We start from the raw sequence: 22,461 nt of genomic DNA on the forward strand, positions 1-22,461 counted from the left end.
CTGGTCCCCATGACCCGCCTGATCCTCGCCACCCGCAACGCCGGAAAGATCACCGAACTCCGCGCGATCCTCGCCGACGCCGGCCTGCCCCACGAACTGGTCGGCGCCGACGCCTACCCCGACGTACCCGACGTGGTCGAAACGGGCGTCACCTTCGCCGAGAACGCCCTGCTCAAGGCCCACGCCCTCGCCCGCGCCACCGGCCTGCCCGCCGTCGCCGACGACTCCGGCCTCTGCGTCGACGTCATGAACGGCGCCCCCGGCATCTTCTCCGCCCGCTGGGCCGGCTGGCACGGCGACGACAAGGCCAACCTCGACCTCCTCCTCGCCCAGCTCGGCGACATCGCCACCGAACACCGCACCGCCCACTTCGCCTGCGCCGCCGCCCTCGCCCTCCCCGACGGCACGGAACGCGTGGTCGAGGGCCAACTCCGGGGCATCCTCCGCCGCGAGCCGGCCGGCACCGGCGGCTTCGGCTACGACCCCGTCCTCCAGCCGGAGCACGAGACCCGAACCTGCGCCGAACTGACAGCGGCGGAGAAAAACGCGATCAGCCACCGGGGCAAGGCCTTCCGGGCCCTGGTACCGGCGGTACGGGAGCTGCTGGGCTGAGAGACAGGAGAGGGGCCACCCCTCCTGGGGGCGGCCCCTCCGCTCGTGCGGCCGGTGGGATTCGAACCCACACGGGCTTTCGCCCACTGCGACCTAAACGCAGCTCGGCTGCCAGTTACGACACGGCCGCTCGTGCCAGGTCGTGGTAGTCGACCGGCGGCGCTCAGTCTACGGGGAGAACGGCTCACTCGGCGAGAGGCGCCTTTTTCCTCCGTCGGCACCAGGTCTCCGTGACGGCGTGGCAGTTGGGACAGAGATACCGCAGGTTGTCCCGGCGATTGTCCCGCCAGTCGCCGTTGATGTGGTCGATCTGCAGGGTGATGGGGCGGCCGCGCCACGCACCGTCGTTGCCGCAGTCCGCGCACGCGTACGCCACTCCCACCTCGGTCAGAGCCCGGTGCAACCGGGTTCTGTCGGTCCGCCCCGGGTGCGGGGCGAGAACGGTCAGGACGCGGTGGGCGCAGGGCGCCGGGGCAGGGCGCTCCGCTCGTCCCCAGGCGCGGCGTTCGAAGTGGTCCGTGGCGACGCCGAGGCGGGCGGCCTCGCGGCGGACCCGACGATGGTTCACGTCGTTGACCTCAAGCCCGAGACCGCGCATCACGTCGGCGTAGCTGGTGCACCGTGGCACGAGGGCGCGGAGCCGGTCCTCGGGCAACCGGATGCGCCGGTACGAGAAGTGGCTCGTGTCGATACCGGGGAAGTGCCCGATGTCGATACCCGCTGCGGCGATGCGGCGCCGGATGTGCGACAGGGTCCCGGTCGCCGGGGTGGCTCCCAGCTTCAGCGCCACCTCGCGCAGCGATGACGAGGAGGCGGCGGCCAGGGCGATGGCCGCGTCGGGGTACTTGTGCCACGGGCCGCGCGTGACGAAGTGGCTCGTGTCCAGCCCGTGCTCGGCGACCTTCTCCTGGAGTGTCCTGCGCCGGCCGCCGCTCACCTTGAGGCCGAGCCGCCGCATCAGGTCCGTCCAGTTGTGCGCCTCGGCCACGGCTCGCGTGAGCCGCTCCCTGTCATAGGGGTCCATCGTGACGTCCCTCCGCCCTCGACCGCCCGTTCGTGGTCTCGTACGGAGTAACGAACCGGTTGTCGGACAGTCACGTACGGGATGCGGAAGGGGCCGTACCGGGGTGGTGGTACGGCCCCGGGCGGGGGTGGGTCAGATGTTCAAGTCCTTGATGATTTTGGCCACGTGGCCGGTCGCGCGGACGTTGTACAGGGCGCGTTCGACCTTGCCGTGTTCGTCGACGACGATCGTGGAGCGGATGACGCCCTGGTAGGTCTTGCCGTAGTTCTTCTTCTCGCCGAAGGCCCCGTACGCGTCCAGGACCTGCTTGTCGGGGTCGGCGAGGAGGGTGACCTTCAGGGACTCCGTGTCGCGGAACTTCGCCAGCTTCTCCGGCGTGTCGGGGGAGATGCCGAGGACGTCGTACCCGGCGCCGGCCAGGACGTCGAGGTTGTCCGTGAAGTCGCACGCCTGCTTCGTGCAACCGGGGGTAAGGGCTGCTGGGTAGAAGTAGACGATGACCTTGCGGCCCTCGTGGTCGGCCAGGGAGACCTCGTTGCCGTCGGCATCCTGGAGGGTGAAGGCGGGGGCGGTGTCGCCGGGCTGGAGTCGCTCGCTCATCGATCCAGCGTAACCGGGGGTCCTGACAGTGCGGTCCGGCGTGGAGCTGACAGACTGTCCGGAACAGCATCAGCTTCACATCGGAGGCCGTACGGTGGCGGACACGTCGGACACGAGAACCCCGGCGCAGATCGAGGCGGACATCAGGCGCCGCCGCGAGGTGCTGGCAGAGACGCTCGACGAGATCGGGGTGCGGGTGCACCCCAAGACGATCGTGGGCGACGCGAAGGCCAAGGTCGCCTCGAACATCGACCACACCCTCGGGCGCGCCTACGTCGGCGTGAACCGCGCGGTGAGCGAGGTGAAGGGGCGGTTCACGGACGAGGAGGGCGCTCCCCGGCTGGACCGGGTCGTGCCCGCGGCGCTCGTCGTCGTCGGGGTGGTGGGCCTGCTGGTCCTCAGCACCCGGCGGCGCAGGGGCTGAGGCGGAGCGGGTAGGTTTCAGGGTGTGAGCGCCAACAGAAACGCCCCTCAGGACGACAAGCTGCCCATCCGGATGCTGCACGACCGTGTGCTCGTGCGGCAGGACACCGGTGAGGGCGAGCGGCGTTCCGGGGGCGGCATCCTGATTCCGGCCACCGCGGCGGTCGGCCGGCGGCTGGCCTGGGCCGCGGTCGTCGCGGTGGGGCAGAACGTGCGGACGGTGGAGCCCGGCGACCGCGTGCTGTTCGATCCGGAGGACCGTGCCGAGGTCGAGGTGCGGGGCGTGGGCTACGTACTGATGCGTGAGCGCGACCTGCACGCGGTGGCCGCGGACCGGTTCGAGGGGTCGGAGGACTCCACGGGGCTGTATCTCTGAAGCTCTGAGCGACGGCCCGCCGACGGGCGGCCCACCGGACGGGGTGGGGGGCTGGTGACCATGGTCACCAGCCCCCCACCCCGTCCGCTTGCTACCGTGGAATCACCCGACGAGACGCGCCGTACCGGGTGAACGCAAAGACGACGCACCACCGTGTCAGTTCGTTCGCGTTCGCTTTCGGAGGTGCCGTCATGGCCTGGGTTCTGCTGATCGTCGCCGGTCTGCTGGAGGTCGGCTGGTCGATCGGGATGAAGTACACGGCCGGGTTCACCCGGCTCGTCCCCAGTCTGTTCACCGGCGCCGGCATCGTCGCCAGCATGCTGCTGCTGTCGTACGCGGCCCGGACGCTGCCGATCGGCACCGCGTACGGCGTGTGGGTGGGGATCGGCGCGGCGGGTGCGGCGGTGCTCGGCATGGTGGTGCTCGGTGAGCCGGTCACCGCCGCCCGGATCTTCTTCATCTGTCTGCTGCTGGTCGCCGTGGTGGGGCTGAAGGCGACCTCCGGTCACTGACCGGGGGCCGCCGTGCCGGCGCGGGTTCAGTCCTGGCGGGCGGCGCCCGGGAGCTGGCCGAAGGTGGTGTTGCCGTCGGCGCCGCCGTCGGTGTCGCCGCCGGAGGTCTCGTCGCCGGAGGTGCCGGTGTCCCCGGTGCCGCCGCCCCCGCCGGTGCCGGGTTCGGTGGTCTCCTCGCCCGTGCCGGTACCGGTGGTGGTGCCCCCGGTGTCCCCGGTACCGCCGGTGGTGCCGGTGTCGCCGGTGGGGTTGTCGCCGGGCGCGGTGGGTTCCTGGGTGTCCGGGGACCGGCTGCCGCCGGTCTCCGGGCGCTGCGAGGTGGTGGCCGAGTCGTCGGCGCTGGGGACGCCCGCGTCCGGGGTGCCCGAGGCCGCGTCGGCCGGGGCCCGGCCCGCGTCGGCGCCGGTCTGCAGGCGCAGGTCGAACTCGCGGACCGGTTCGCCCTTCAGTGCCTCGCGGGTGTACTGGCCCCAGATCTCGGCGGGGGCGCCGCCGCCGTTGACGCGGGGCAGGCCCATCGCGCCGTACAGCGACTTGTGCTTGGCGGTGACCGGGTCCTGGCCCATGACGGCGACGACGGTGGCGAGTTCGGGGGTGTAGCCGGCGAACCAGGCGGCGTTGTCCTCCTCGGCGGTGCCGGTCTTGCCGGCGGCGGGGCGGCCGGCGGACTGGGCGGCGGTGGCGGTGCCGTTCTGGACGACGCTGCGGAGCACGGAGGTGGTGGTGTCGGCGGCCTCGCGGCTGACGGCCTGGCGCTCGCGGCGCTCGGGCAGTGCCACCTCCTTGTCGCCCCGGACCACCTTCTTCAGCAGGGTGTACGTGCCGTGCCGGCCGTGGTTGGCGAGAGTGGCGTACGCCTCCGCCATGTCCAGGGCGCTGGCGGTGGCGGTGCCGAGCGCGATGGCGGGGCCCTCTGGCATCTCGGGGGTGGCCGCGGGCAGTCCGAGGTCCACGGCGGTCTTCTTGACGTCGGCGGGACCGACGTCGACGGCCATCTGGGCGTACACCGCGTTGACGGACTTGTCGGTGGCCTCGCGGACGGTGATGTCGCCGTAGGAGGTCTGGTCCTCGTTCTCGGGGGCGTACGGGTCGCCGTCCCAGCCCTGGACGGGGCGGGTGTTGGTGCCGTCGTAGACGGTGTCGGCGCCGATCACCCGGCCGTCCTGGGTGGTGGAGCGGTTGACGACGGCGGAGGTGAAGACGAAGGGCTTGAAGGTGGAGCCGACCTGGAAGTCGCGGCGGGTGGCGTTGGGCGTGTACTGCTTCACGTAGTCGACGCCGTTGTACATCGCGACGACCTCGCCGGTCTTGGGGTCGACGGAGGCGCCGCCCGCGCGGACGTAGCCGTCGACCTCGCGTTCCTTGCTGAGCTTCGACATCAGCTTGTCGTCGACGGCGGCGACGAAGGCGTCCTGCTTGTCCTTCCGCAGGGTGGTGGTGATGCGGTAGCCGCCGCGGTCGAGGTCTTCCTCGCTGACGATGTCGTGCTGGATCAGGTAGTCCTTGGCGATCCGGACGACGTAGCCGCGCTGTCCGGACATGCCGGTGGAGAGGGTGCTCTCCTTGGGCATCGGGAACTCGGCGCCGGCCCGGTCGGCGGCGCTGAGCCAGCCCTTGGCGACCATGCCGTCCAGGACGTAGTTCCAGCGGGCCTGGGCGGCGGCCTTGTTCTCCGGGTGGGCGACGACGTCGTACTCGCTGGGCGCGTTGAGCAGGGAGGCGAGGTAGGCGCCCTGGGCGGCGGTGAGCTTCTCGGCGTCGGCGCCGTAGTACGCCTGGGCGGCGGCCTGGATGCCGTAGGAGTTGCGGCCGAAGTAGCTGGTGTTGAGGTAGCCCTCCAGGATCTCGTTCTTGCTCTTCTCCTGGTCGAGCTTGATGGAGATGAAGAACTCCTTCACCTTGCGGGTGACGGTCTGCTCCTGGGCGAGGTAGTAGTTCTTCACGTACTGCTGGGTGATGGTGGAGCCGGACTGCTTGCCCTTGCCGGTGGCGGTGTTCCACCCGGCGCGGATCATCGCCTTGGGGTCGATCGCGGACTCGGTGTAGAACTCGCGGTCCTCGGCGGCGAGCACGGCGTGCTGGGCCTCCTCGGAGATCCCGGCGAGGTCGACCTTCTCCCGGTTGACCTCGCCGTCGCGGGCGAGGACGGTGCCGTCGGCGTACAGGTAGACGTTGGCCTGCTTGAGCGCGAGGGCGTTGGCCGCGGGGATCTTGACCAGGGAGTAGCCGAGGAAGAAGCCGCCGACGACGAGCAGCGCGACGATCACGACGGCGCCGAGCGTGAAGCGCCAGGTCGGCACGAGCCGGCGCAAGCCGGTGCGCGGGGGGCGCTTGGACTTGCCACCCTTGGCCCCCTCTGCCCCCTCTGCCCCCGCTGCTCCCTGCGCCCCCTCTGTTCCCTCTGTTCCCCCAGTTCCCCCTGTTCCCTCGGCGCTGAGGGCGGTGGCCTCCGGGGGTTCTCCGGTCGGCGCGGCAGAGGTGGCCGCGCCGTCCTCAGCGGGACCCGCGGCGCTCGCGGCACCCGCTGGACCTGCGGGTTCCGCGGTGGGTGTGGGCTCCGGGGACTTCGGGTCGTCCTTCCGTGCCCAGCCCGGCGTCGGCTGTTTCGGCTGCGGCTCGTCGCTCATGGTGTGCGTATGGCTCCTGTGATGCGGTGCGTCGTACGTCGTGTCCGTGCAGTCCGTACGTCTTCGGCGCGTTTTACGCGCCCCCTGAGAGAAAGACTGTCCCATCCGCAGATCAGTTCCCCCACTCGGGGCCGTGTCGTGGACAAAACCGGTGGCAGGGCTTCCGCATCCGGTACTAGGCTCCTGCGCTTCGGTGCCGGGCGGCGGGGAGGGGCGTGAGGTGGGTTCGGGGCGGTTGTACGCGGCCGTCGCCGCGGGGGGTTTCCGGCGCTACGCCACCTACCGGGCGGCCACCGCGGCCGGGGTGTTCACCAACACCGTCTTCGGACTGATCCTGGTGTACACGTACCTCGCCCTGTGGGACGAGCGCCCCCACCTGGGCGGCTACGACCAGGCGCAGGCCCTCACCTACGTCTGGCTGGGGCAGGCGCTGCTGTCGACGCTGGCCATCGGGGGCGGTGGCGTCGAGGGCGAGCTGATGGAGCGGATCCGTACCGGCGACATCGCGGTCGACCTGTACCGGCCGGCCGACCTCCAGGCGTGGTGGCTGGCCGCGGACCTGGGCCGGTCGCTGTTCCAGTTGCTGGGGCGCGGGGTGCTGCCGTTCGCGTTCGGGGCGCTTTTCTTCCCGGTCAGCCTGCCCGGGGACCCGGGGACCTGGGTGGCGTTCCTGATCGCGGTGGTGCTGGCGATGCTGGTCGGTTTCGGCATCCGGTATCTGGTGGCGCTGTCGGCGTTCTGGCTGCTGGACGGGGTGGGGGTGGCCCAGATGGCGTGGATCGCGGGGCTGTTCTGCTCCGGGATGATGCTGCCGCTGAACGTCTTCCCGGGCACGCTCGGCGAGGTGGTGCGGCTGCTGCCCTGGTCCTCGCTGCTCCAGGCGCCCGCGGACGTCCTGCTCGGCGAGGCCGATCCGCTGGGCACGTACGCCTTCCAGACCGGGTGGGCGGTGGTGCTGCTCGGTGCCGGGCGGCTGGTGCAGGCGGCGGCGACCCGGCGGGTGGTGGTGCAGGGTGGCTGACACCGGTGTGGAGCACAGGTCCGGCGTGGACCCGGGCGGGGCGGGCGGCGGCCGGGTGGCCGCGGGGCTGCGGGCGTACGGGCTGATCGCGGCGATGTGGATCCGCTCGACGATGGCGTACCGGGCGTCGTTCGCCATGACGACGTTCGCGAGTTTCGCGGTGACCGTGCTCGACTTCGTGGCGATCCTGATGATGTTCTCCCGGGTGGACGCGCTCGGCGGCTGGTCGCTGCCGGAGATCGCCCTGCTGTACGGGCTGTGCGGGGTCTCCTTCGGCCTGGCCGACCTGGGGATCGGCTCGGTGGAGCGGCTGGGGGTGCGGGTGCGCGACGGCACGCTGGACACGCTGCTGGTCCGTCCGGCACCGGTGCTGGCGCAGCTCGCGGCGGACCGGTTCGCGCTGCGCCGCCTGGGCCGGGTCACGCAGGGCGCGCTGGTGCTCGGCTACGGGCTGGCGGCCGTGGACGTCGCCTGGACGGCGGCGAAGGTGCTGGTGGTGGTGTTGGCGCTGGTCGGCGGCGGGGCGGTGTTCTGCGCGGTGTTCGTGGCGGGCGCCGCGTTCCAGTTCGTGGCGCAGGACGCCTCGGAGGTGCAGAACGCCTTCACCTACGGCGGCGCGACGCTGTTGCAGTACCCGCCGACGGTGTTCGCCCAGGAGATGGTCCGCGCGGTGACCTTCGTCCTGCCGCTGGCCTTCGTCAACTGGATACCGGCCGCCTACGTGCTGGGGCGGCCGTTGCCGCTGGACCTGCCGGTGTGGACGGCGTTCGCGTCACCACTGGCCGGGGCGGTGTGCTGCGCGCTGTCGGGGCTGGCCTGGCGGGCGGGGCTGCGGTCCTACCGGAGTACGGGGAGTTAGGGAGTGGACGACGTGCGGGACGACGATGTCATCCACCGCGACGACTTCATCCGCCTGGACGGGGTGGAGAAGGTCTTCGAGGTGCGCCGCAAGACCGGGTTCCTGCGGCGGGAGCGGCGGGAGGTGCGGGCGGTGGACGGGCTGTCGTTCGGCGTGGCGCGCGGGGAGATGGTCGGCTACATCGGGCCGAACGGTGCCGGGAAGTCCACGACGATCAAGATGCTCACCGGCATCCTCACCCCGAGCGGCGGCCGGCTGCGGGTGGCGGGCATCGACCCGTCCCGGGAGCGCACGCGGCTCGCGCGGCGCATCGGGGTGGTGTTCGGGCAGCGTACGACGCTCTGGTGGGACCTGCCGCTGATCGACTCCTACCGGCTGGCGCACCGGATGTACCGCATCCCGGACGCCCGTTACCGCGCCAACCTCGACCGGTGCGTGGAACTCCTGGAGCTGGGCGCGCTGCTGGACGTGCCGGTGCGGCAGTTGTCGCTGGGTCAGCGGATGCGCGGCGACATCGCGGCGGCCCTGCTGCACGACCCGGAGGTGCTGTACCTGGACGAGCCGACCATCGGCCTGGACGTGGTCTCCAAGGCGAAGGTGCGGGGCTTTCTGCGGGAGTTGAACACCGAGCGGGGCACCACGGTGCTGCTGACCACGCACGACCTTCAGGACATCGAGCAGTTGTGCTCACGCGTGATGGTCATCGACCACGGGCGGCTCATGTACGACGGTCCGCTCGCCGGGCTGCACGAGGTGGGGGAGAGCGAACGGACCCTGGTGGTCGACCTGGAGCGCGAGCTGCCGCCGATCGACGCCCCCGCCCCCGCCCGGGTCGTACGGGTGGAGGGGCCGCGCCAGTGGCTGGCGTTCCCGGCGTCGGCGTCGGCGGCGGGACTGGTGGCCGCGATCGCCGCCGCGTACCCGCTGGTCGACCTGTCGGTGCGGGAGCCGGACATCGAGGCGGTGATCGCGAAGATGTACGCGGAGCGGGCGGGTGCGTAGGGGAGGGCGGAGGCGTAGAGGTGCGCCGCCCGGCGCGGCCCGGCGTACGGCGCCACGCGGAACGGGCCGGCGCGTGGTGCCCGGGGCGGTGAACTCGTAGGCTGGCACACATGACCGAAGACGCACCCGAACTGCGCGCGGCCGACACCGACCGGGAACGAGTCGCCGAGATCCTGCGGGACGCCGTCGCCGAGGGGCGGCTGGACATGGTGGAGTTCGAGGAGCGGCTGGACGCCACCTACCGGGCCCGTACCTACGGGGAACTGGCGCCGATCACCCGGGACCTGCCGATCACCCGGGACCTGCCGATCACCCGGGACCTGCCGGTCCCCGGGGCTCCCGGCTCGCGGGTCTCGATGGTCAAGCCGGCCCAGCCGGCGGGGGAGTGGGCCGGGCGGATCACCGGCGCCGAGGGTTCCTCGAACCGGGCCGTCGCGGTCATGTCCGGCTTCCAGCGCAAGGGCCGCTGGACGGTCCCGCGGCGGTTCACCTGCTTCGCCTTCTGGGGCGGCGGCGAACTCGACCTGCGTGAGGCGGACTTCGCGGACCGCGAGATCGTCATCAACTGCGTGGCCATCATGGGCGGGATGGCCGTGATCGTGCCGCCCGGCGTCGAGGTCGTGGTGCGTGGCATCGGCATCATGGGCGGCTTCGACCACAGCGAGGAGGGCGTCCCCGGCGACCCGGGCGCCCCGCGCGTCATCGTCAGCGGCTTCGCCTTCTGGGGCGGCGTCGGGGTCGAGCGCAAGCTCACCAAGGCCGCGCGGCTGCGGCTGAAGGAGGAGCGGCGGCAGCGGAAGCTGAGCCGCGAGGAGACCCGGAAACTGACCTGAGCCCCCCGGGGGGACGGGAACCGGGGGCGGGGACGGGACCGGGACGGGACCCGGGCGGGACCCGGGCGGGACCCGGGCGGGCGGCCGGTCACAACTGGGCCGGTGCCGCGCCCTTCAGGTCGGCCAGGTCGAAGACCTCGGCCATCCGCGCGTACCCCCGGTCACTGGGGTGCAGGTGATCACCGGAGTCGTGGTCGGCGCGCAGCCGGCGCGGGTCGTACGGGTCGCGCAGCGCCTTGTCGAAGTCGGCGACCGCGTCGAACACCGTGCCCGAGCGGATCCGCGCGTTGATCTCCTGCCGTACGTTCTCGCGGTCGGTGCGGTAGCCGCGGTGGCCGTAGAACGGCATCAGGGTCGCGCCGATCACCTTCAGCCCCCGCGCGTGCGCCCGGTCGACCAGGGTGCGCAGGCCGTCGAGGATCGCTTCGGGGTCGGCGGCCCCGGGGTTGCGCAGGATGTCGTTGACGCCGAGGTCGATGACGACGGCCTTGACCCGGGTGCGGCCGAGGACGTCGCGGGCGAAGCGGTCGAGTCCGCTGGGGTTGTCGGCGGGCCGGCCCGTGCCGCCGGTCAGGACGCGGTTGCCGCTGATGCCCTGGTTGACGACGCTGTAGCGCGGCACGTCCCGCCCGGCCGCGATCGCCGCGCGCAGCCGCCCGGTGAGCGCGTCGGTCCAGCGCCGGTTGGCGTCGGCGGTGGCGGTGACGCCGTCGGTGATCGAGTCGCCGAGCACCACGACCGTACCCTCGGCCTCGTTGCTGAGCAGGTCCAGCGCGGTCAGGTAGCGCCAGGAAGGGGTGGTCCCGGTGTAGGCGGCGGCGGTCGCGTCCTCGGTGCGGTCGCCGGTGGCCAGGTAGCTGGTCTGCCGGGCGTGCGGGTGGTAGGTGACCGGGCCGGACGGGGTGGGGGAGTAGGTGGTGACCAGGACGTCGGCGCCGTACGGGACGGTGAGGCGTACGGCGTCGCTCAGCACCTGCCCGCCGGCCGGTACGACGACCCGGGCGGTGCCGCCGAAGGTGAGCCGCCGCATGGTGCCGATGGCCGCGGCGGCGGTGCCCCGGCCGGCGGCGAGGGCGAGGGAGGCGTGCGAGACGGTCAGCGGCGACTGGCCGTAGAGGTTGGAGAGCGTGATGCGGGCACTGGTCCCGCCGACGCCCGCGTGTACGACGTTGCGCACCGAGCGGCCGGCCATGCCGGTGGTCTCGGTGCCGGGCTCCGCGGCGGCCGGGGAGGCGGACCAGGCGCCGACCCAGGTGCCGGCGGAGGCGGGTGCGGCGGCGCCCGGCGGGACGGGTCCGGCGGCCCGCGGGGCACGGCCGGCCGTACCGTCGTCGGCGGCCGCGCCCACGTATATGCCGGCGGACAGCGCCACGACGGCCGCGACGATCGCGGCGAGCAGGGCGTGGTGCCGGGGGCGTGGGTGCCGTCCGGCGGGGGAAGGGGCGGGGGGCTGGGCGGGCGGCTGGGCGGGGGGCGCCCCCGCGCCCGGGTCATGACCCATGGTCATGTGGTGCTGGTCTCCTCGGGAGGGGAGCTTCGAGGCTCCGCGGTGAGGAACCCATGATGTGTCATGGGTTCGGGGACGCGGGAGGGGACCCCGCCGCGTTACCCCTCCGGACAGACGCCGGGAACTTGTGTTCCGTTCCGGGAGTCGGTCGGGAAAGGACACTGTGTGAGGGATCACCGAACGGGTGGAGTGGATGAAACGGACGAACAGCGGGCTTCCCGGGGCCACCGGCGGCGCCGGGATCACCGGCGGCGCCGGCGGCGCTGCCGGGGTTGATGCCGGAGTCGATACCGGAGTCGACGGTCAGGCTCCCCGGCCCGGCGCCCCCGTGAACCGCGCGATGAACACCTTCAGCCCGGCGGACGAGGAGAAGCGGCGCGGAGTACGCCGGATGAAGCTCACCGCCACCGGGCTGCTGCTCTTCGTCGCCCTGGTGTACGTCCTCGCCGAATGGGCCTCCCACCGGGGCGCCGGCGCCTGGGCGGGCTATGTCTCCGCCGCCGCCGAGGCCGGCATGGTCGGCGCCCTCGCCGACTGGTTCGCGGTCACCGCCCTCTTCCGCCACCCCCTGGGCCTGCCCATCCCGCACACCGCGATCATCCCCAGGAAGAAGGACCAGCTAGGCGTCTCACTGGGCGAGTTCGTCGGGGAGAACTTCCTCTCCGAGGACGTCGTACGGCAACGGCTGCGCTCGGTCGGCATCGGCAGCCGGCTCGGCGCCTGGCTCGCGGTGCCCGAGCACGCCGACCGGGTCACCGCCGAACTCTCCGCCGCCCTGCGCGGCGCCCTGACCGTGCTGCGCGACTCCGACGTCCAGGCGGTGGTGGGCGAGGCGATCACCCGCCGCGCCGACGCCCAGGAGATCGGTCCCGGCATCGGCAAGATGCTGGAGCGGGTCGTCGCCGACGGCGGCCACCGCCGGGCCGTCGACCTGATCGTCACCCGCGCCCACGACTGGCTCGTCCTGCACGGCGACTCCGTGATGGACGCGGTCCAGGGCGGAGCGCCCGGCTGGACCCCGAGGTTCGTGGACAAGCGGGTCGGCGAACGGGTCTACAAGGAACTGCTCCGCTTCGTCACCGAGATGCGCGACATGCCCGCCCACCCCGCGCGCGGCGCCCTGGACCGCTTCCTCTCCGACTTCGCCGCCGACCTCCAGGGCGACACGGACACGCGGGCGCGGGTGGAGCGGCTGAAGACCGAGGTGCTGGGCCGCGGCGAGGTCCAGGACCTGATCGCCTCCGCCTGGACGGCCGTACGATCCATGATCGTCTCGGCGGCCGAGGACGAGCGCAGCGAACTGCGCCTGCGGGTACGCGCCTCGCTGCTCTCCCTCGGCGCCCGGATGGCCTCCGACCCCAAGGTCCAGAACAAGGTGGACGGCTGGGTGGAGGGCGCCGCGGTCTACGTCGTGACCACCTACCGGCACGAGATCACCTCCCTGATCACCGACACGGTGGCGGGCTGGGACGCCGAGCACACCACCCGGAAGATCGAGGCCAACATCGGCCGCGACCTCCAGTTCATCCGGATCAACGGCACGGTGGTCGGCTCGCTCGCCGGGCTGCTGATCTACACGGTCTCCCGCATGCTGGGGGCGTAGGGCACCCCGACTCGCGGGGTCGTCCGGTGGATCGTGCGGCACCCCGCGACTCACGGGGTCCGCCCGGCCGGCCGCGCGGCACCCCAACTCGCGGGGTCCGCCCGGCGGGTCGTCCGGCCTGCCCGCACGGACGGCGTGATCCTTTCGCCCCTGGGCACAAGGGAGGCGTTCGCCCGGCGGACAGCCCGGTGGTCAGCCGCCGGACGACCGGCGGACAGCCACCGGACGCCCGGCGGACGGCCGCCGGACGACCCGGCGGACAGTCCGGCGGACCTGCGGCGGACAACTCGGCGGACAGTTCGACGGAGAGGGATCCCATGACAGCAGAACCGTCGCCGGCCTCGGTGCCCGCCCCAGGGGCCGCTTCCACCGGAACCATCACCACGGCCGTGCCGGCCCGCCTGGACCGGCTGCCCTGGTCCCGCTGGCACTGGATGATCGTCATCGGCCTGGGAACCGTGTGGATCCTGGACGGCCTGGAAGTCACCATCGTCGGCAACGTCGCCGGCCGCATCGCCGAGGAAGGCAGCGGCCTGGACATCAGCGCCGCCCAGATCACCGGCCTGGCCGCTGCCCTCTATGTGGCCGGCGCCTGCGTCGGCGCCCTGTTCTTCGGCTGGCTGACCGACCGCTTCGGCCGCCGGAAGCTCTTCATGGCCACCCTGGTGGTCTACCTGGCGGCGACCGCGCTGACCGCCCTGTCCTTCGAGTCCTGGTGGTTCTTCCTCTTCCGCTTCCTCACCGGCTTCGGCATCGGCGGTGAGTACGCGGCGATCAACTCCGCGATCGACGAGCTGATCCCGTCCCGGTTCCGCGGCCGGGTCGACCTCATCATCAACGGCAGCTACTGGCTCGGCGCGATCGGCGGCTCGCTGCTCTCCATCGTCATGCTGAACACCGACATCTTCCCCAAGGACCTCGGCTGGCGGCTCAGCTTCGCCCTCGGCGTCGTCCTCGGCCTGGTGATCCTGCTGGTGCGCCGGCACGTCCCGGAGAGCCCCCGCTGGCAGTTCATCCACGGCTACGGCGACGAGGCCGACAAGCTCGTCACCTCGGTCGAACGCGAGATCGAGCAGGAGAAGGGCCACAAGCTCCCCGAGCCGGCCGGTGAGATCACCATCCACCAGCGCAAGAGCATCGGCTTCGGCCTGATCGCCAAGACCGTCTTCCGCCGCTACCCGCGGCGCGCGATCCTCTCCCTCTCCCTCTTCATCGGCCAGGCGTTCCTCTACAACGCCATCACCTTCGGCTTCGGCACCATCCTCATCACCTTCTTCGACGTGCCCACCGGCCGCACGGGCTACTACTTCGCCGTCATCGCCGCCGGCAACTTCCTCGGCCCGCTGCTGCTCGGCAAGCTCTTCGACACGGTCGGCCGCCGGATCATGATCTCCTCGACGTACCTGCTCTCCGGCCTCCTGCTCTTCGGCACGGCCTGGCTGTTCAGCCGCGGCTCGCTGGACGCGAACACGATGACCGCCTGCTGGTGCGTGGTCCTCTTCTTCGCCTCCGCGGGCGCGTCCAGCGCGTACCTCACGGTCTCCGAGATCTTCCCGATGGAGACCCGCGCGATGGCCATCGCCTTCTTCTACGCCCTCGGCACCGCCGCCGGCGGCATCAGCGGCCCGCTGCTCTTCGCCGACCTCACCGAGTCCGGCGTGGTCGGCGACACGGTCCTCGCCTTCCAGGTCGGCGCCGGTCTGATGTGCGCGGCGGGCCTGGTGGCGGCGTTCCTCGCGGTCAAGGCGGAACGGCGCTCCCTGGAGGACATCGCGCAGCCGCTGTCGGCGGCGTAGACGCGGACCGAACCCGGGGGCTCGACACCGAGCCCCCGGATTCGCGTAGCCCCTGGAGTCCCTGGAGACCCCGGAGACCCCGGAGACCCCGGAGTCCCCGGAGTCCCCGGAGTCCCCGGAGTCCCTGGAGCCCCGGAGACGACCACACCTGACCCAAGTCCGGGTGAAAACCTGAGTCGGAGGTTGTCAACTTTCCTCGCGACGGGGTATATAAGAAGGCGTACAGAGGGCATCGCACCCACATCTGTAGAGAGGAGAGAACTGTGATGCTCATGCGCACGGACCCCTTCCGCGAGATCGACCGCCTCGCCCAGCAGGTCTTCACGCAGACCCCCCGCCCGTCGGCGATGCCGATGGACGCGTACCGCTCCGGTGACGACTTCGTCGTCCACTTCGACCTCCCCGGCATCGACCCCGAGTCCATCGACCTGGACGTCGAGCGCAACGTCCTGAGCGTCCGCGCCGAACGCAGGTCCCCGGCCCCCGAGGGCGCCGAGCCCGTCGTCGCCGAGCGGCCCACCGGCACGTTCACCCGCCAGCTCTTCCTCGGCGACACCCTGGACACGGACCGCATCGACGCCTCGTACGACGCCGGCGTCCTCACCCTGCGGATCCCGGTCGCCGAACAGGCCAAGCCGCGCCGCATCCAGATCGCCGGCGGCGCCGACCGCAGGCAGTTGACGTAACCGAGCGGAGCTGTCGTCACCGAGAAGGACCGCGGTCAGCGAAAAGGACCGTCGTCACCGAAAAGGACTGTCCTCAGGGGCGTCCCGCAGGCACCGAGAACGGGCCCGCGGGGCGCCCCTCGCCGGTTCTGCGAGGGTGCCCGTGAACCCTTCTTCACCCGAACGGGTAAGTGAGAGTGTGCGGAACGCCGTGCCGCGTCGTTGCACCAGTGGCGAGCCACCGACCGGCCAGCCGGTACGGCCCCGCACCGCTCGTACTACCCGTACTGCTTGCACCGCCCGTACCGGCCGTACCGGTCGTACCGGCCGCACCCGGCCGGGTCGGTCATGCCGCCCGAGCCGCCCGTGGGACGAAGAGCAGGGAGAGACGATGACCGCGCAGGATTCCGGCAGCGAGTGGACGAACGGTGCCCGGACGGCAGTCGTGGACGGCGCCCGCGTCGCCTACTGGGAGGCGGGCCCACCCGATGCCGAACCGGTTCTCCTCCTGCACGGCTACCCCGCCAACCACCACTGCTGGCGCCACCAGATCCCACCCCTGGCCCGCACCCACCGCGTCATCGCCCCCGACCTCCTCGGCTGGGGCGAGTCCGACCACCCGACCCACCTCCCCTTCGACTACGAGACGGAGGTCGCCCGCGTCGGCCGCCTCCTCGACGCTCTCGGCATCGACTCCGCCACCCTCGTCGGCCACGACTACGGCGGCTTCCTCGCCCTCGGCTTCACCCAGGCCCACCCCGACCGCGTACGCCGCCTGGCCCTCCTCAACAGCCGCGCCCAGTCCTCCTTCAGCGGCCAGTGGTACGCCGTCTTCACCTTTCTCACCCTGGCCGGCCGGACCCCGGTCCTGCGCTCCTCGGCCGCCCGCCTGCTGCCCCTGTCCGCCCTGCACCGCCGCGCCTTCGCCCCCCTCGTGCGGGCGGGGCACCTCGACCCGCGGACCCTGGCCGGTTACGTGGACTGGATGGACACACCGGAAGGCGGCCGCTGGCTGCTCCACTTCTTCTCCCACTACCGCACGGCCCCCCGCCCCGACCTGCGCCGCGGCCTCGACCGCATCACCTGTCCGACGGCCGTCATCTGGGGCCGCGCGGACTCCTACCTCAGCCCGGACATCGCCACCGAGCTGGCCACCCGCATCCCCCGCGCCGAACTGACGATGCCGGCGGACGTGGGCCACTGGGTGATGGACGAACGCCCCGACACGGTCTCCGACGCGCTGCTACGACTCCTCGCCCGCGAGCCGTGACCCGCCCCGGCCCGCGGGATGCGACGCAGGTCACACCGGCGAACGCGGTGCCGCTGTCACATCGCCCGCGGCCCCTCCGTCATAGCGGTGTACCGACCCACTGATGGAGGGAACCACCATGGAAGCTCGTCTCGACGTGTTCGCGGTCCCGGTGACGCGGAAGCTCTTCGGCCACTTCCAGGCGGCGGGAAAGACCCTGACCGAGTCCGCGCTGCCGCACTCCACGCAGGAGTTGGTGAAGATCCGCGCCAGCCAGATCAACGGCTGCGGCTACTGCACCGACATGCACACCAAGGACGCCGCCCACGCGGGGGAGACCTCAGTGCGCCTGCACCTGGTCGCGGCCTGGCGCGAGGCGACGGTCTTCACCGACGCCGAGCGCGCCGCCCTCGAACTGACCGAGGAGACCACCCGCATCGCCGACGCCGCCGGCGGCGTCTCCGACGAGGTCTGGGCCAACGCCGCCAAGCACTACGACGAGGAACAACTCGCCGCGCTCGTCTCCCTGATCGCCGTCATCAACGCCTACAACCGCATCAACGTCGCGGTCCGCCGCCCGGCGGGCGACTACGAGCCGGGCATGTTCGGCTGACCGGTCACCCCCCGACACCGACCGACGGCCCGCCCCGGGGGAGGGGGCGGGCCGTCGTGCCTCATACCAGTTCGCCGCGGCGCAGCGCGTCGACGAACGAACCCCACGCCCGGCCGGGCACCGCCAGCGCGGGGCCGTCCGCACGCTTGGAATCACGCACCAGCGTGCCCTGCGGGAGGCGAGCGCACTCGACGCACTCGCCTCCGGCGCCGTTGCTGTAGGACGACTTGATCCATGGAGGTGTGCTCATCGGGCGTACTCCTTCACGATGTTCTCGATGGTCTGGACGGTTGGATCGCTCAGAGTTTGGGTTCCACGGGGAACGGCAACTTGTCGGCCCAGCTCGCCAGCGCCGCCGCCGCGATTTCCTGGGTGCTACCGCCCACGGCAGTCTCCGAGAGGAGCGCCCGTTCGGCATTGGGCAGGGCCAGCTCACGGTAGAACTGCAGATCCTCGAACCCGCTCATGGCGGCATCATGACTCGTGGCGGCGTACACGAGGCGAGGGAGCCGAGCCCAGTAGCAGGCGACCAGACACATGGGGCACGGCTCACTGCTGGAGTACAGAACAGCGTCTTCCATGAGGTGGCGTCCAAGCTTGGCACCGGCGTCACGCAACGCCATGACCTCGGCATGAGCTGTGGGGTCGTGAAGTTGGACAACCGAACTCGTGCCCGTTCCCATGACTTGACCGTCGATGACGAGGAGCGCTCCAAAAGGGGTTTTGCCCTCGTCCTCCAGTGCGTGTCGGGACAGTTCGATGGCCTGAGCGAGGAACGCGTGATCCGCAGCGCTTGCTGGAGCGTAGGGCACCTTGCCTCCAAGTTTCCGATGGTGCTTGTCGGCCGCACTCACATGAAGACCGAGGGGTCGGCATCGCCGAAGGGGCCGTCCAGATCAACGTCGTACCCCGTGAGAGGCGTGGTGGTGCCGTTGGTCCTGACGGCGTGGAACACCGCTCCCGCCCGGTGACTGTCCGTCCATTCACCGTCTCTCAGTATCTCGACCATATCCGGCATACGGGCGGTCACTTCGTCGCTCCGGAGGATCAGACGGTGTACCCGGTGGGTGCTGGGGAGCTCGGAGAGCAGAACGCTGGAGGCGGCCAGGCGGTGCTGCCACTCCTCGAAGGCGCGGTCGACAGCGGAGGCCCGGGCTGGAGCTTCAGGCGCGATAGGAAGGTTGTGCAGCACCACGCGGGTGATGGCGAGATGCGGGCCCCGGCGCAGATGAGCCGTCATGAGGTGCTGATCGATCTCATTACGGAAGGCCGTGTACTCGGGCTGGAGCCAGATCTGATCGCACTGCACCACCAGCACGGCGGACACATCCTGTGATTGCACGGCAGCCAGACGCTCACGCCACGCAGAGACGTTTATGCCCCGGTCGCTCATGAGCCCTCCCGGGTGTGCGTGCCTACGAGTTGGAGGACAGCCAAGCCGAGGACGATGGCGTCAGCGGGATCAGGTTGTTCTGCGGCTCCTGGTAAAACCCGAACGGCGAGCCGTGCGGCCGCCCTGAGCGCTGGTACGGGGAGGGTGGCGAGAAACCTGCGAAGATCGGTATCTGTGTCGTCGGGGGCGAGCGGAGCAAGGCGGCAGGCGATGGCGAGGACCATCGCGGCCGGACGGTGATGCGGCTCGGTGATCGGGGCCGGCATCCGGTAGTCGTGACCGCGGCGAGCGGTGCGGATCTCCGCAGCGGGGGAACCGGGTGTGTCGGCACGGCCTACAAGGGTCAGCAGAGCGGATCGAGCTTGGTCAGCGGAATCAAAATAGCGGTGAGTGGCGAACGTACGCAGATAAGCACCCAGTAACTGGGGGTCAGGGGTGAACTCGGGGCGGATCAGCTCCGGTGGGTGGGGCAGGCGTACGTCGCGCAGCGTGGCGAACGCGGTCACCGACACGAGCGCCCAGAAGTGGTCGAAGTCGTGCGGGGAACCGAAGACCTCGCGCGTATCCCGCGCCTCGGTTGAGGTGAGGGCGGCGGCCCCGTACAGGTTGTCGCGCAACTGGGTGAGGACAGAGGCGCCGTCCCAGTAGTTGCCCATGAACTTGGCGCCAGTGAGGATCTCGTGAACGCCGTAGAAGGCGCTGGCCTGGTGGGCACCGTGGAACTCCGTGAAGTCGCTGCACCACAGCAGTACCTGTACCGGAGTGGTGAGGATCGTACCGAGTTCGTCGCGCGCGGCGGCGGATTTGGGGTCGGGGTCTACGCAGCGGAGTATCTTCAGCCGAGCGTCGGTGGACAGGGCGACCAGCTCACGAGCGGCCCGGTTGGAGGCCACTCCGCGTACGGACATGAGCAGCGCGGTGTTGGCGAGCCAGGCCAGATAACGGCTGAGCGAGCCGAGAGCGGGTGCGGGGTCGGCAAGGCGTCGGATATGAACGATCGAGGAATCGACGAGTATCCGGGAGCAAGCGGCCACCTGGGCCGGATCGGCACCGCTGATCAGGGTGGCTCGCGCGAGACGGTGCAGGACAACCAGGTGGAGCGTGATGGCCGGCTCCGCGGACGCCGCTGGAACCTCCGCTTCGACCAGTTGATGGGCAAGGTGTCTTAAGGCGGTGGGATCGTTGCTGGTAGCGGCTTGGCTTACGGCACCGAGGTACGAGTTGATGACGGCGTCGTTCTCTTGAGCGCCGGTGGAACGAACCGCCTGCGCGCCCTGCCGGGACAGAGCCCCCGCCAGAGTGTGGCGCAGTAACTCGTTCCGCCCTCCGACGCTGGCCAGGCCGAAGAGCCGGATGAAGGAGAAGATGCCGAAAACGTTGGCCAAGAGGAAGAGCAGAGCGCCGTAGGTAGCGCCGGGGGCGTCGCCGACCAGCAGGCCGCACGCGGTGAAGAGGGCGGCGAACCAGCCGACCAGTACCCACTCACGGAAGGCGATATGGCTGTCTATCGCCCGCAGCGAGGGCCAGGAGCTTGCCGCGGAGAACGTCAGCGCGAAGATGACTGCCTCGCCGGTCAACAGGGTGGCGAAGAAGGCGATGCTGAACTGTGTCGCGTCCACGACGTCGTCATGTTCCCGTGGCCAGGTGACGGCAAGGAGACCGAGCACCAAGGCGCAGAGGAGCAGAGCGACCTGCCTCCACTTCTGCACTACCGCCCCGTCCGCCGCTCACACCGCCAGGGTCGCCTCACTCTTACAGGGAAGTGTGGCTCTTGACAGGGTTTCTTCGGCCAGGGGTCAGCGGACTCTGTGGGCCGTCACGAAGGGCTCCCAAGCCCGGGCTGAGATCGTGACCTGGGCGCCCTCGGGCCGTTTGGAGTCCCGTATCAGCACGCCCGACGGGACGAAGGCGGCCTCCACGCATTCAGTGGCGTTCGCACCGCTGTAAGACGACTTGAACCATCTGGGCGCACAGGGGACGGGGTAGCGGGCGGGCATCTACAACTCCTCGCGTGCGCGGTAAATCAGGTCGGACGAAGCCTTCATGTCCAACGCTTGTGCGCGAAGATACTCGAACGCAAGTCGGTATCGCTCCAGTTCCTCGTCCTTCTCCAGGAAGAGGGAGCCGGTGTGGAAGTCGACGTAGACCGTGTCGAGTGCGGGCTCCGCACCGCCGATGATCACGAAGCTGCCGAGCGCGGCACCATGGGCTCCGTTGCAGAACGGCAGCACTTGCAGCGTGATGTGCGGCGACTCGTTGACTTCGAGGAGTCGCCCGAGCTGCTCCTTCATGGTCTCCGGCGCGCCGACGACACGGCGGATCACGGACTCGTCAAGGATGGCCCACAGCCGGAACGGCCTCGGCCGGGTGAGGATCTCCTGCCGTTTCATGCGGATGTCCACGAGCCGCTCGATCTCGGCCGACTCCAGCGGGATCTCGTTCGCCTTCTGCAGAGCAACGCTGTACGCGCGGGTCTGGAGCAGGCCGGGTACGTAGACGCAGGCGAAGTGGTCCTCGCGGGCGGCCTCGTCCTCCAAGGTGAGCAGGAGGTTCATGCTTTCGGGGATGGAGTCGGCGAACGAACTCCACCAGCCCTGCTGCTTGGCGTCCTTGGCCAGCCGCACCACTGCCTGGCGCTCCGCCTCCGCGGCCCCGTACTCACGGCACAGCGCGTCGACCACGATCCACTTGACTGGACCCGCCTGGGTCTCATAGCGGCTTACGGTCGCCTTGGACACGCCGACGAGCCGCCCGGCCTCCTCCAGGGTGAGCCCCTTGCCGGCGCGCAACTTCCGCAGCATCGCGCCCAGATGGCGGCGTCGAGTGGTGGCCCTCACGGACATGCGGCTCCTTCGCGCGTATGCAGGGCGATCGCCCTGAGCCTGCTCAGGCTAGGCAGCCCGGAGGTCGCTCACCATCAGATTCACTCGATGGATTCTCGTGAGAAGTTACATAGCGAGACTTCTCTGTGTCATTCTCGCTTACACACCGCTACGCACTGCAGCCGGACGGACACGGCAGGCGCAGCATGCGCGTGGCCCGGGAGGGAGGAGTGTGCATGCCCGGCGACAACGTCAGGGAACGCCGACACCGATCTGTTCTGCCCTTCGAGGCGGCGCCGGCCGAGGTCCGGCTGCTGCGGCGCGCTGCGGCTGCCCAGTTGTGGCAGTGGGGTGTGCCGCAGGCCGTGGAGGAAGCCGAGTTGGTGGTCACCGAGTTGGCGACGAACGTCATCAAGCACGTGGGGGAGGGAACTTCCGCCACTTTGATCCTGGAGTGGGACAGCGGGCTACTGCGCGTCGAGATGCACGACAAGAGCCCGAGCGTGCCGACCTTGTCGGGTGCCGGCTGTAACGACGAATGCGGTCGGGGATTGCACTTGCTCGCCGCCCTTTCGGTGGGCTGGGGGACGGTACTGACGGCAGTGGGTAAGTCGGTGTGGTGCGAGATCGCACTCGGATCCGAGCGGGCATGCCGACGGGCGGAACGGGCGGCTGCGGCTCTGCGGGGCTACCGCCCTGCGGATGGCACGGCTCAGGAGAGCCGGCTGCGGGATGCCGTCCTCAAGGAATCGGCGGTGGAGCTGATCGCCGACTTGCTGCACTGGACTGCCGCACGCGGTCTTGACCCGGAAGACCTCCTTGACCGGGCACAGATGCACTACGAGGCGGAGGCGGACGTGGCCGCCTGAGTGTTCAGCCGGTCTCGGTCACCTGCGTGACGGCCTGCGCGGCGGCGGTTGCGTC

24 protein-coding genes, 1 tRNA gene and 1 riboswitch are annotated in these 22,461 nt (G+C 70.7%); of the genes, 14 read left to right on the forward strand and 11 right to left on the reverse strand.

Annotated elements, in window-relative coordinates; genetic code table 11:
• Positions 1-9: 9 nt before the first annotated feature.
• Positions 10-612 (forward strand): RdgB/HAM1 family non-canonical purine NTP pyrophosphatase, encoded by a 603-nt coding sequence (gene rdgB / locus ABEB00_RS31750; RefSeq protein ID WP_345624144.1) that lies wholly within the window; start codon positions 10-12, stop codon positions 610-612.
• 46 nt (positions 613-658) lie between these two features.
• On the opposite strand, the gene ABEB00_RS31755 is transcribed toward rdgB, so the two are convergent.
• The 3 genes from ABEB00_RS31755 to bcp form a co-directional block, all read right to left on the reverse strand.
• A tRNA-Leu gene (locus ABEB00_RS31755) sits at positions 659-742 on the reverse strand.
• 54 nt (positions 743-796) lie between these two features.
• Entirely contained in the window at positions 797-1,636 is an 840-nt protein-coding gene (locus tag ABEB00_RS31760) for an HNH endonuclease signature motif containing protein (RefSeq protein WP_345624145.1), read from the reverse strand.
• Positions 1,637-1,768: 132 nt separating this feature from the next.
• On the reverse strand, positions 1,769-2,236 hold the full coding sequence (bcp, locus tag ABEB00_RS31765; protein WP_345624146.1) for a thioredoxin-dependent thiol peroxidase: 468 nt from the start codon (positions 2,234-2,236) through the stop codon (positions 1,769-1,771).
• Between the two features lie 94 nt (positions 2,237-2,330).
• Here bcp and ABEB00_RS31770 point away from each other — a divergent pair, with 94 nt between their 5' ends.
• The 3 genes from ABEB00_RS31770 (at position 2,331) to ABEB00_RS31780 (ending at position 3,547) form a co-directional block, all read left to right on the forward strand.
• Positions 2,331-2,660, forward strand: coding sequence for a DUF3618 domain-containing protein (locus tag ABEB00_RS31770; RefSeq protein ID WP_345624147.1), 330 nt, complete (start codon positions 2,331-2,333; stop codon positions 2,658-2,660).
• A gap of 72 nt (positions 2,661-2,732) precedes the next feature.
• Entirely contained in the window at positions 2,733-3,035 is a 303-nt protein-coding gene (locus tag ABEB00_RS31775; protein ID WP_425586612.1) for a GroES family chaperonin, read from the forward strand.
• A gap of 85 nt (positions 3,036-3,120) precedes the next feature.
• Positions 3,121-3,185, forward strand: a riboswitch (guanidine-III (ykkC-III) riboswitch).
• A gap of 41 nt (positions 3,186-3,226) precedes the next feature.
• A complete protein-coding gene (locus tag ABEB00_RS31780; protein WP_345624149.1) occupies positions 3,227-3,547 on the forward strand; it encodes a DMT family transporter in 321 nt (106 codons plus the stop codon).
• A 26-nt stretch (positions 3,548-3,573) separates the two neighbouring features.
• On the opposite strand, the gene ABEB00_RS31785 is transcribed toward ABEB00_RS31780, so the two are convergent.
• Positions 3,574-6,174 (reverse strand): transglycosylase domain-containing protein, encoded by a 2,601-nt coding sequence (locus ABEB00_RS31785; RefSeq protein ID WP_345624150.1) that lies wholly within the window; start codon positions 6,172-6,174, stop codon positions 3,574-3,576.
• A gap of 220 nt (positions 6,175-6,394) precedes the next feature.
• On the opposite strand from ABEB00_RS31785, the gene ABEB00_RS31790 reads away from it, so the two are divergent.
• The 4 genes from ABEB00_RS31790 (at position 6,395) to ABEB00_RS31805 (ending at position 9,889) form a co-directional block, all read left to right on the forward strand.
• On the forward strand, positions 6,395-7,195 hold the full coding sequence (locus ABEB00_RS31790) for an ABC transporter permease (RefSeq protein WP_345624151.1): 801 nt from the start codon (positions 6,395-6,397) through the stop codon (positions 7,193-7,195).
• Positions 7,188-8,054 carry an ABC transporter permease gene (locus ABEB00_RS31795; protein ID WP_345624152.1) on the forward strand — a complete coding sequence of 289 codons (867 nt, stop codon included), beginning with the start codon at positions 7,188-7,190 and terminating at the stop codon, positions 8,052-8,054. The genes ABEB00_RS31790 and ABEB00_RS31795 overlap by 8 nt, the downstream gene beginning before the upstream one ends.
• 12 nt (positions 8,055-8,066) lie before the next feature.
• Positions 8,067-9,056 (forward strand): ABC transporter ATP-binding protein, encoded by a 990-nt coding sequence (locus tag ABEB00_RS31800; RefSeq protein ID WP_345624153.1) that lies wholly within the window; start codon positions 8,067-8,069, stop codon positions 9,054-9,056.
• 110 nt (positions 9,057-9,166) lie between these two features.
• On the forward strand, positions 9,167-9,889 hold the full coding sequence (locus ABEB00_RS31805; protein WP_345624154.1) for a DUF1707 SHOCT-like domain-containing protein: 723 nt from the start codon (positions 9,167-9,169) through the stop codon (positions 9,887-9,889).
• A gap of 88 nt (positions 9,890-9,977) precedes the next feature.
• Here the strand turns inward: ABEB00_RS31805 and ABEB00_RS31810 are convergent, their stop codons facing one another.
• Entirely contained in the window at positions 9,978-11,396 is a 1,419-nt protein-coding gene (locus tag ABEB00_RS31810; RefSeq protein WP_345624155.1) for an SGNH/GDSL hydrolase family protein, read from the reverse strand.
• A gap of 193 nt (positions 11,397-11,589) precedes the next feature.
• Between ABEB00_RS31810 and ABEB00_RS31815 the strand changes: the two genes are divergently transcribed.
• The 5 genes from ABEB00_RS31815 to ABEB00_RS31835 all read left to right on the forward strand — a co-directional run bounded on the left by ABEB00_RS31815 (position 11,590) and on the right by ABEB00_RS31835 (position 17,322).
• Positions 11,590-12,999, forward strand: a complete 1,410-nt coding sequence (locus ABEB00_RS31815; protein ID WP_345624156.1) for a DUF445 domain-containing protein — start codon at positions 11,590-11,592, stop codon at positions 12,997-12,999.
• A gap of 317 nt (positions 13,000-13,316) precedes the next feature.
• The gene (locus ABEB00_RS31820) at positions 13,317-14,795 is read left to right on the forward strand and encodes an MFS transporter (RefSeq protein WP_345624157.1); all 1,479 of its coding nucleotides are present in this window, start codon (positions 13,317-13,319) and stop codon (positions 14,793-14,795) included.
• A gap of 266 nt (positions 14,796-15,061) precedes the next feature.
• Positions 15,062-15,481 (forward strand): Hsp20/alpha crystallin family protein, encoded by a 420-nt coding sequence (locus ABEB00_RS31825; protein WP_345624158.1) that lies wholly within the window; start codon positions 15,062-15,064, stop codon positions 15,479-15,481.
• Between the two features lie 370 nt (positions 15,482-15,851).
• Entirely contained in the window at positions 15,852-16,730 is an 879-nt protein-coding gene (locus tag ABEB00_RS31830; protein ID WP_345624159.1) for an alpha/beta fold hydrolase, read from the forward strand.
• Between the two features lie 118 nt (positions 16,731-16,848).
• Positions 16,849-17,322 carry a carboxymuconolactone decarboxylase family protein gene (locus ABEB00_RS31835; RefSeq protein WP_345624160.1) on the forward strand — a complete coding sequence of 158 codons (474 nt, stop codon included), beginning with the start codon at positions 16,849-16,851 and terminating at the stop codon, positions 17,320-17,322.
• Between the two features lie 61 nt (positions 17,323-17,383).
• Here the strand turns inward: ABEB00_RS31835 and ABEB00_RS31840 are convergent, their stop codons facing one another.
• From ABEB00_RS31840 to ABEB00_RS31865, 6 genes are all read right to left on the reverse strand, one after another.
• Complete coding sequence (locus ABEB00_RS31840; protein WP_345624161.1) at positions 17,384-17,572, reverse strand: DUF397 domain-containing protein; 189 nt, start codon at positions 17,570-17,572, stop codon at positions 17,384-17,386.
• A 49-nt stretch (positions 17,573-17,621) separates the two neighbouring features.
• Positions 17,622-18,176: a nucleoside deaminase gene (locus tag ABEB00_RS31845; protein ID WP_345624162.1), complete on the reverse strand. Its 555-nt coding sequence runs from the start codon at positions 18,174-18,176 to the stop codon at positions 17,622-17,624.
• Positions 18,173-18,715, reverse strand: a complete 543-nt coding sequence (locus ABEB00_RS31850; RefSeq protein ID WP_345624163.1) for a hypothetical protein — start codon at positions 18,713-18,715, stop codon at positions 18,173-18,175. Before ABEB00_RS31850 ends, ABEB00_RS31845 begins: the two co-directional genes overlap by 4 nt.
• On the reverse strand, positions 18,712-20,334 hold the full coding sequence (locus ABEB00_RS31855) for a hypothetical protein (RefSeq protein WP_345624164.1): 1,623 nt from the start codon (positions 20,332-20,334) through the stop codon (positions 18,712-18,714). Before ABEB00_RS31855 ends, ABEB00_RS31850 begins: the two co-directional genes overlap by 4 nt.
• Positions 20,335-20,511: 177 nt before the next feature.
• Complete coding sequence (locus ABEB00_RS31860; RefSeq protein WP_345624165.1) at positions 20,512-20,712, reverse strand: DUF397 domain-containing protein; 201 nt, start codon at positions 20,710-20,712, stop codon at positions 20,512-20,514.
• Complete coding sequence (locus ABEB00_RS31865) at positions 20,713-21,558, reverse strand: helix-turn-helix domain-containing protein (protein WP_345624166.1); 846 nt, start codon at positions 21,556-21,558, stop codon at positions 20,713-20,715.
• A gap of 215 nt (positions 21,559-21,773) precedes the next feature.
• Here ABEB00_RS31865 and ABEB00_RS31870 point away from each other — a divergent pair, with 215 nt between their 5' ends.
• Positions 21,774-22,406, forward strand: coding sequence for an ATP-binding protein (locus ABEB00_RS31870; RefSeq protein ID WP_345624167.1), 633 nt, complete (start codon positions 21,774-21,776; stop codon positions 22,404-22,406).
• The last annotated feature ends 55 nt before the right edge of the window (positions 22,407-22,461 follow it).

Origin of the sequence: Streptomyces ziwulingensis (assembly GCF_039542605.1) — a bacterium.
Taxonomy (GTDB): domain Bacteria; phylum Actinomycetota; class Actinomycetes; order Streptomycetales; family Streptomycetaceae; genus Streptomyces; species Streptomyces ziwulingensis.

Bases quoted from the DNA above. Each gene is read 5' to 3' on its own strand.
- rdgB (WP_345624144.1), top strand. From the start codon at position 10: ATGACCCGCCTGATCCTCGCCACCCGCAACGCCGGAAAGATCACCGAA.
- ABEB00_RS31760 (WP_345624145.1), bottom strand. From the start codon at position 1,636: ATGGACCCCTATGACAGGGAGCGGCTCACGCGAGCCGTGGCCGAGGCG.
- bcp (WP_345624146.1), bottom strand. From the start codon at position 2,236: ATGAGCGAGCGACTCCAGCCCGGCGACACCGCCCCCGCCTTCACCCTC.
- ABEB00_RS31775 (WP_425586612.1), top strand. From the start codon at position 2,733: ATGCTGCACGACCGTGTGCTCGTGCGGCAGGACACCGGTGAGGGCGAG.
- ABEB00_RS31780 (WP_345624149.1), top strand. From the start codon at position 3,227: ATGGCCTGGGTTCTGCTGATCGTCGCCGGTCTGCTGGAGGTCGGCTGG.
- ABEB00_RS31785 (WP_345624150.1), bottom strand. From the start codon at position 6,174: ATGAGCGACGAGCCGCAGCCGAAACAGCCGACGCCGGGCTGGGCACGG.
- ABEB00_RS31805 (WP_345624154.1), top strand. From the start codon at position 9,167: ATGACCGAAGACGCACCCGAACTGCGCGCGGCCGACACCGACCGGGAA.
- ABEB00_RS31810 (WP_345624155.1), bottom strand. From the start codon at position 11,396: ATGACCATGGGTCATGACCCGGGCGCGGGGGCGCCCCCCGCCCAGCCG.
- ABEB00_RS31815 (WP_345624156.1), top strand. From the start codon at position 11,590: ATGAAACGGACGAACAGCGGGCTTCCCGGGGCCACCGGCGGCGCCGGG.
- ABEB00_RS31820 (WP_345624157.1), top strand. From the start codon at position 13,317: ATGACAGCAGAACCGTCGCCGGCCTCGGTGCCCGCCCCAGGGGCCGCT.
- ABEB00_RS31825 (WP_345624158.1), top strand. From the start codon at position 15,062: ATGCTCATGCGCACGGACCCCTTCCGCGAGATCGACCGCCTCGCCCAG.
- ABEB00_RS31830 (WP_345624159.1), top strand. From the start codon at position 15,852: ATGACCGCGCAGGATTCCGGCAGCGAGTGGACGAACGGTGCCCGGACG.
- ABEB00_RS31835 (WP_345624160.1), top strand. From the start codon at position 16,849: ATGGAAGCTCGTCTCGACGTGTTCGCGGTCCCGGTGACGCGGAAGCTC.
- ABEB00_RS31840 (WP_345624161.1), bottom strand. From the start codon at position 17,572: ATGAGCACACCTCCATGGATCAAGTCGTCCTACAGCAACGGCGCCGGA.
- ABEB00_RS31850 (WP_345624163.1), bottom strand. From the start codon at position 18,715: ATGAGCGACCGGGGCATAAACGTCTCTGCGTGGCGTGAGCGTCTGGCT.
- ABEB00_RS31860 (WP_345624165.1), bottom strand. From the start codon at position 20,712: ATGCCCGCCCGCTACCCCGTCCCCTGTGCGCCCAGATGGTTCAAGTCG.
- ABEB00_RS31865 (WP_345624166.1), bottom strand. From the start codon at position 21,558: ATGTCCGTGAGGGCCACCACTCGACGCCGCCATCTGGGCGCGATGCTG.
- ABEB00_RS31870 (WP_345624167.1), top strand. From the start codon at position 21,774: ATGCCCGGCGACAACGTCAGGGAACGCCGACACCGATCTGTTCTGCCC.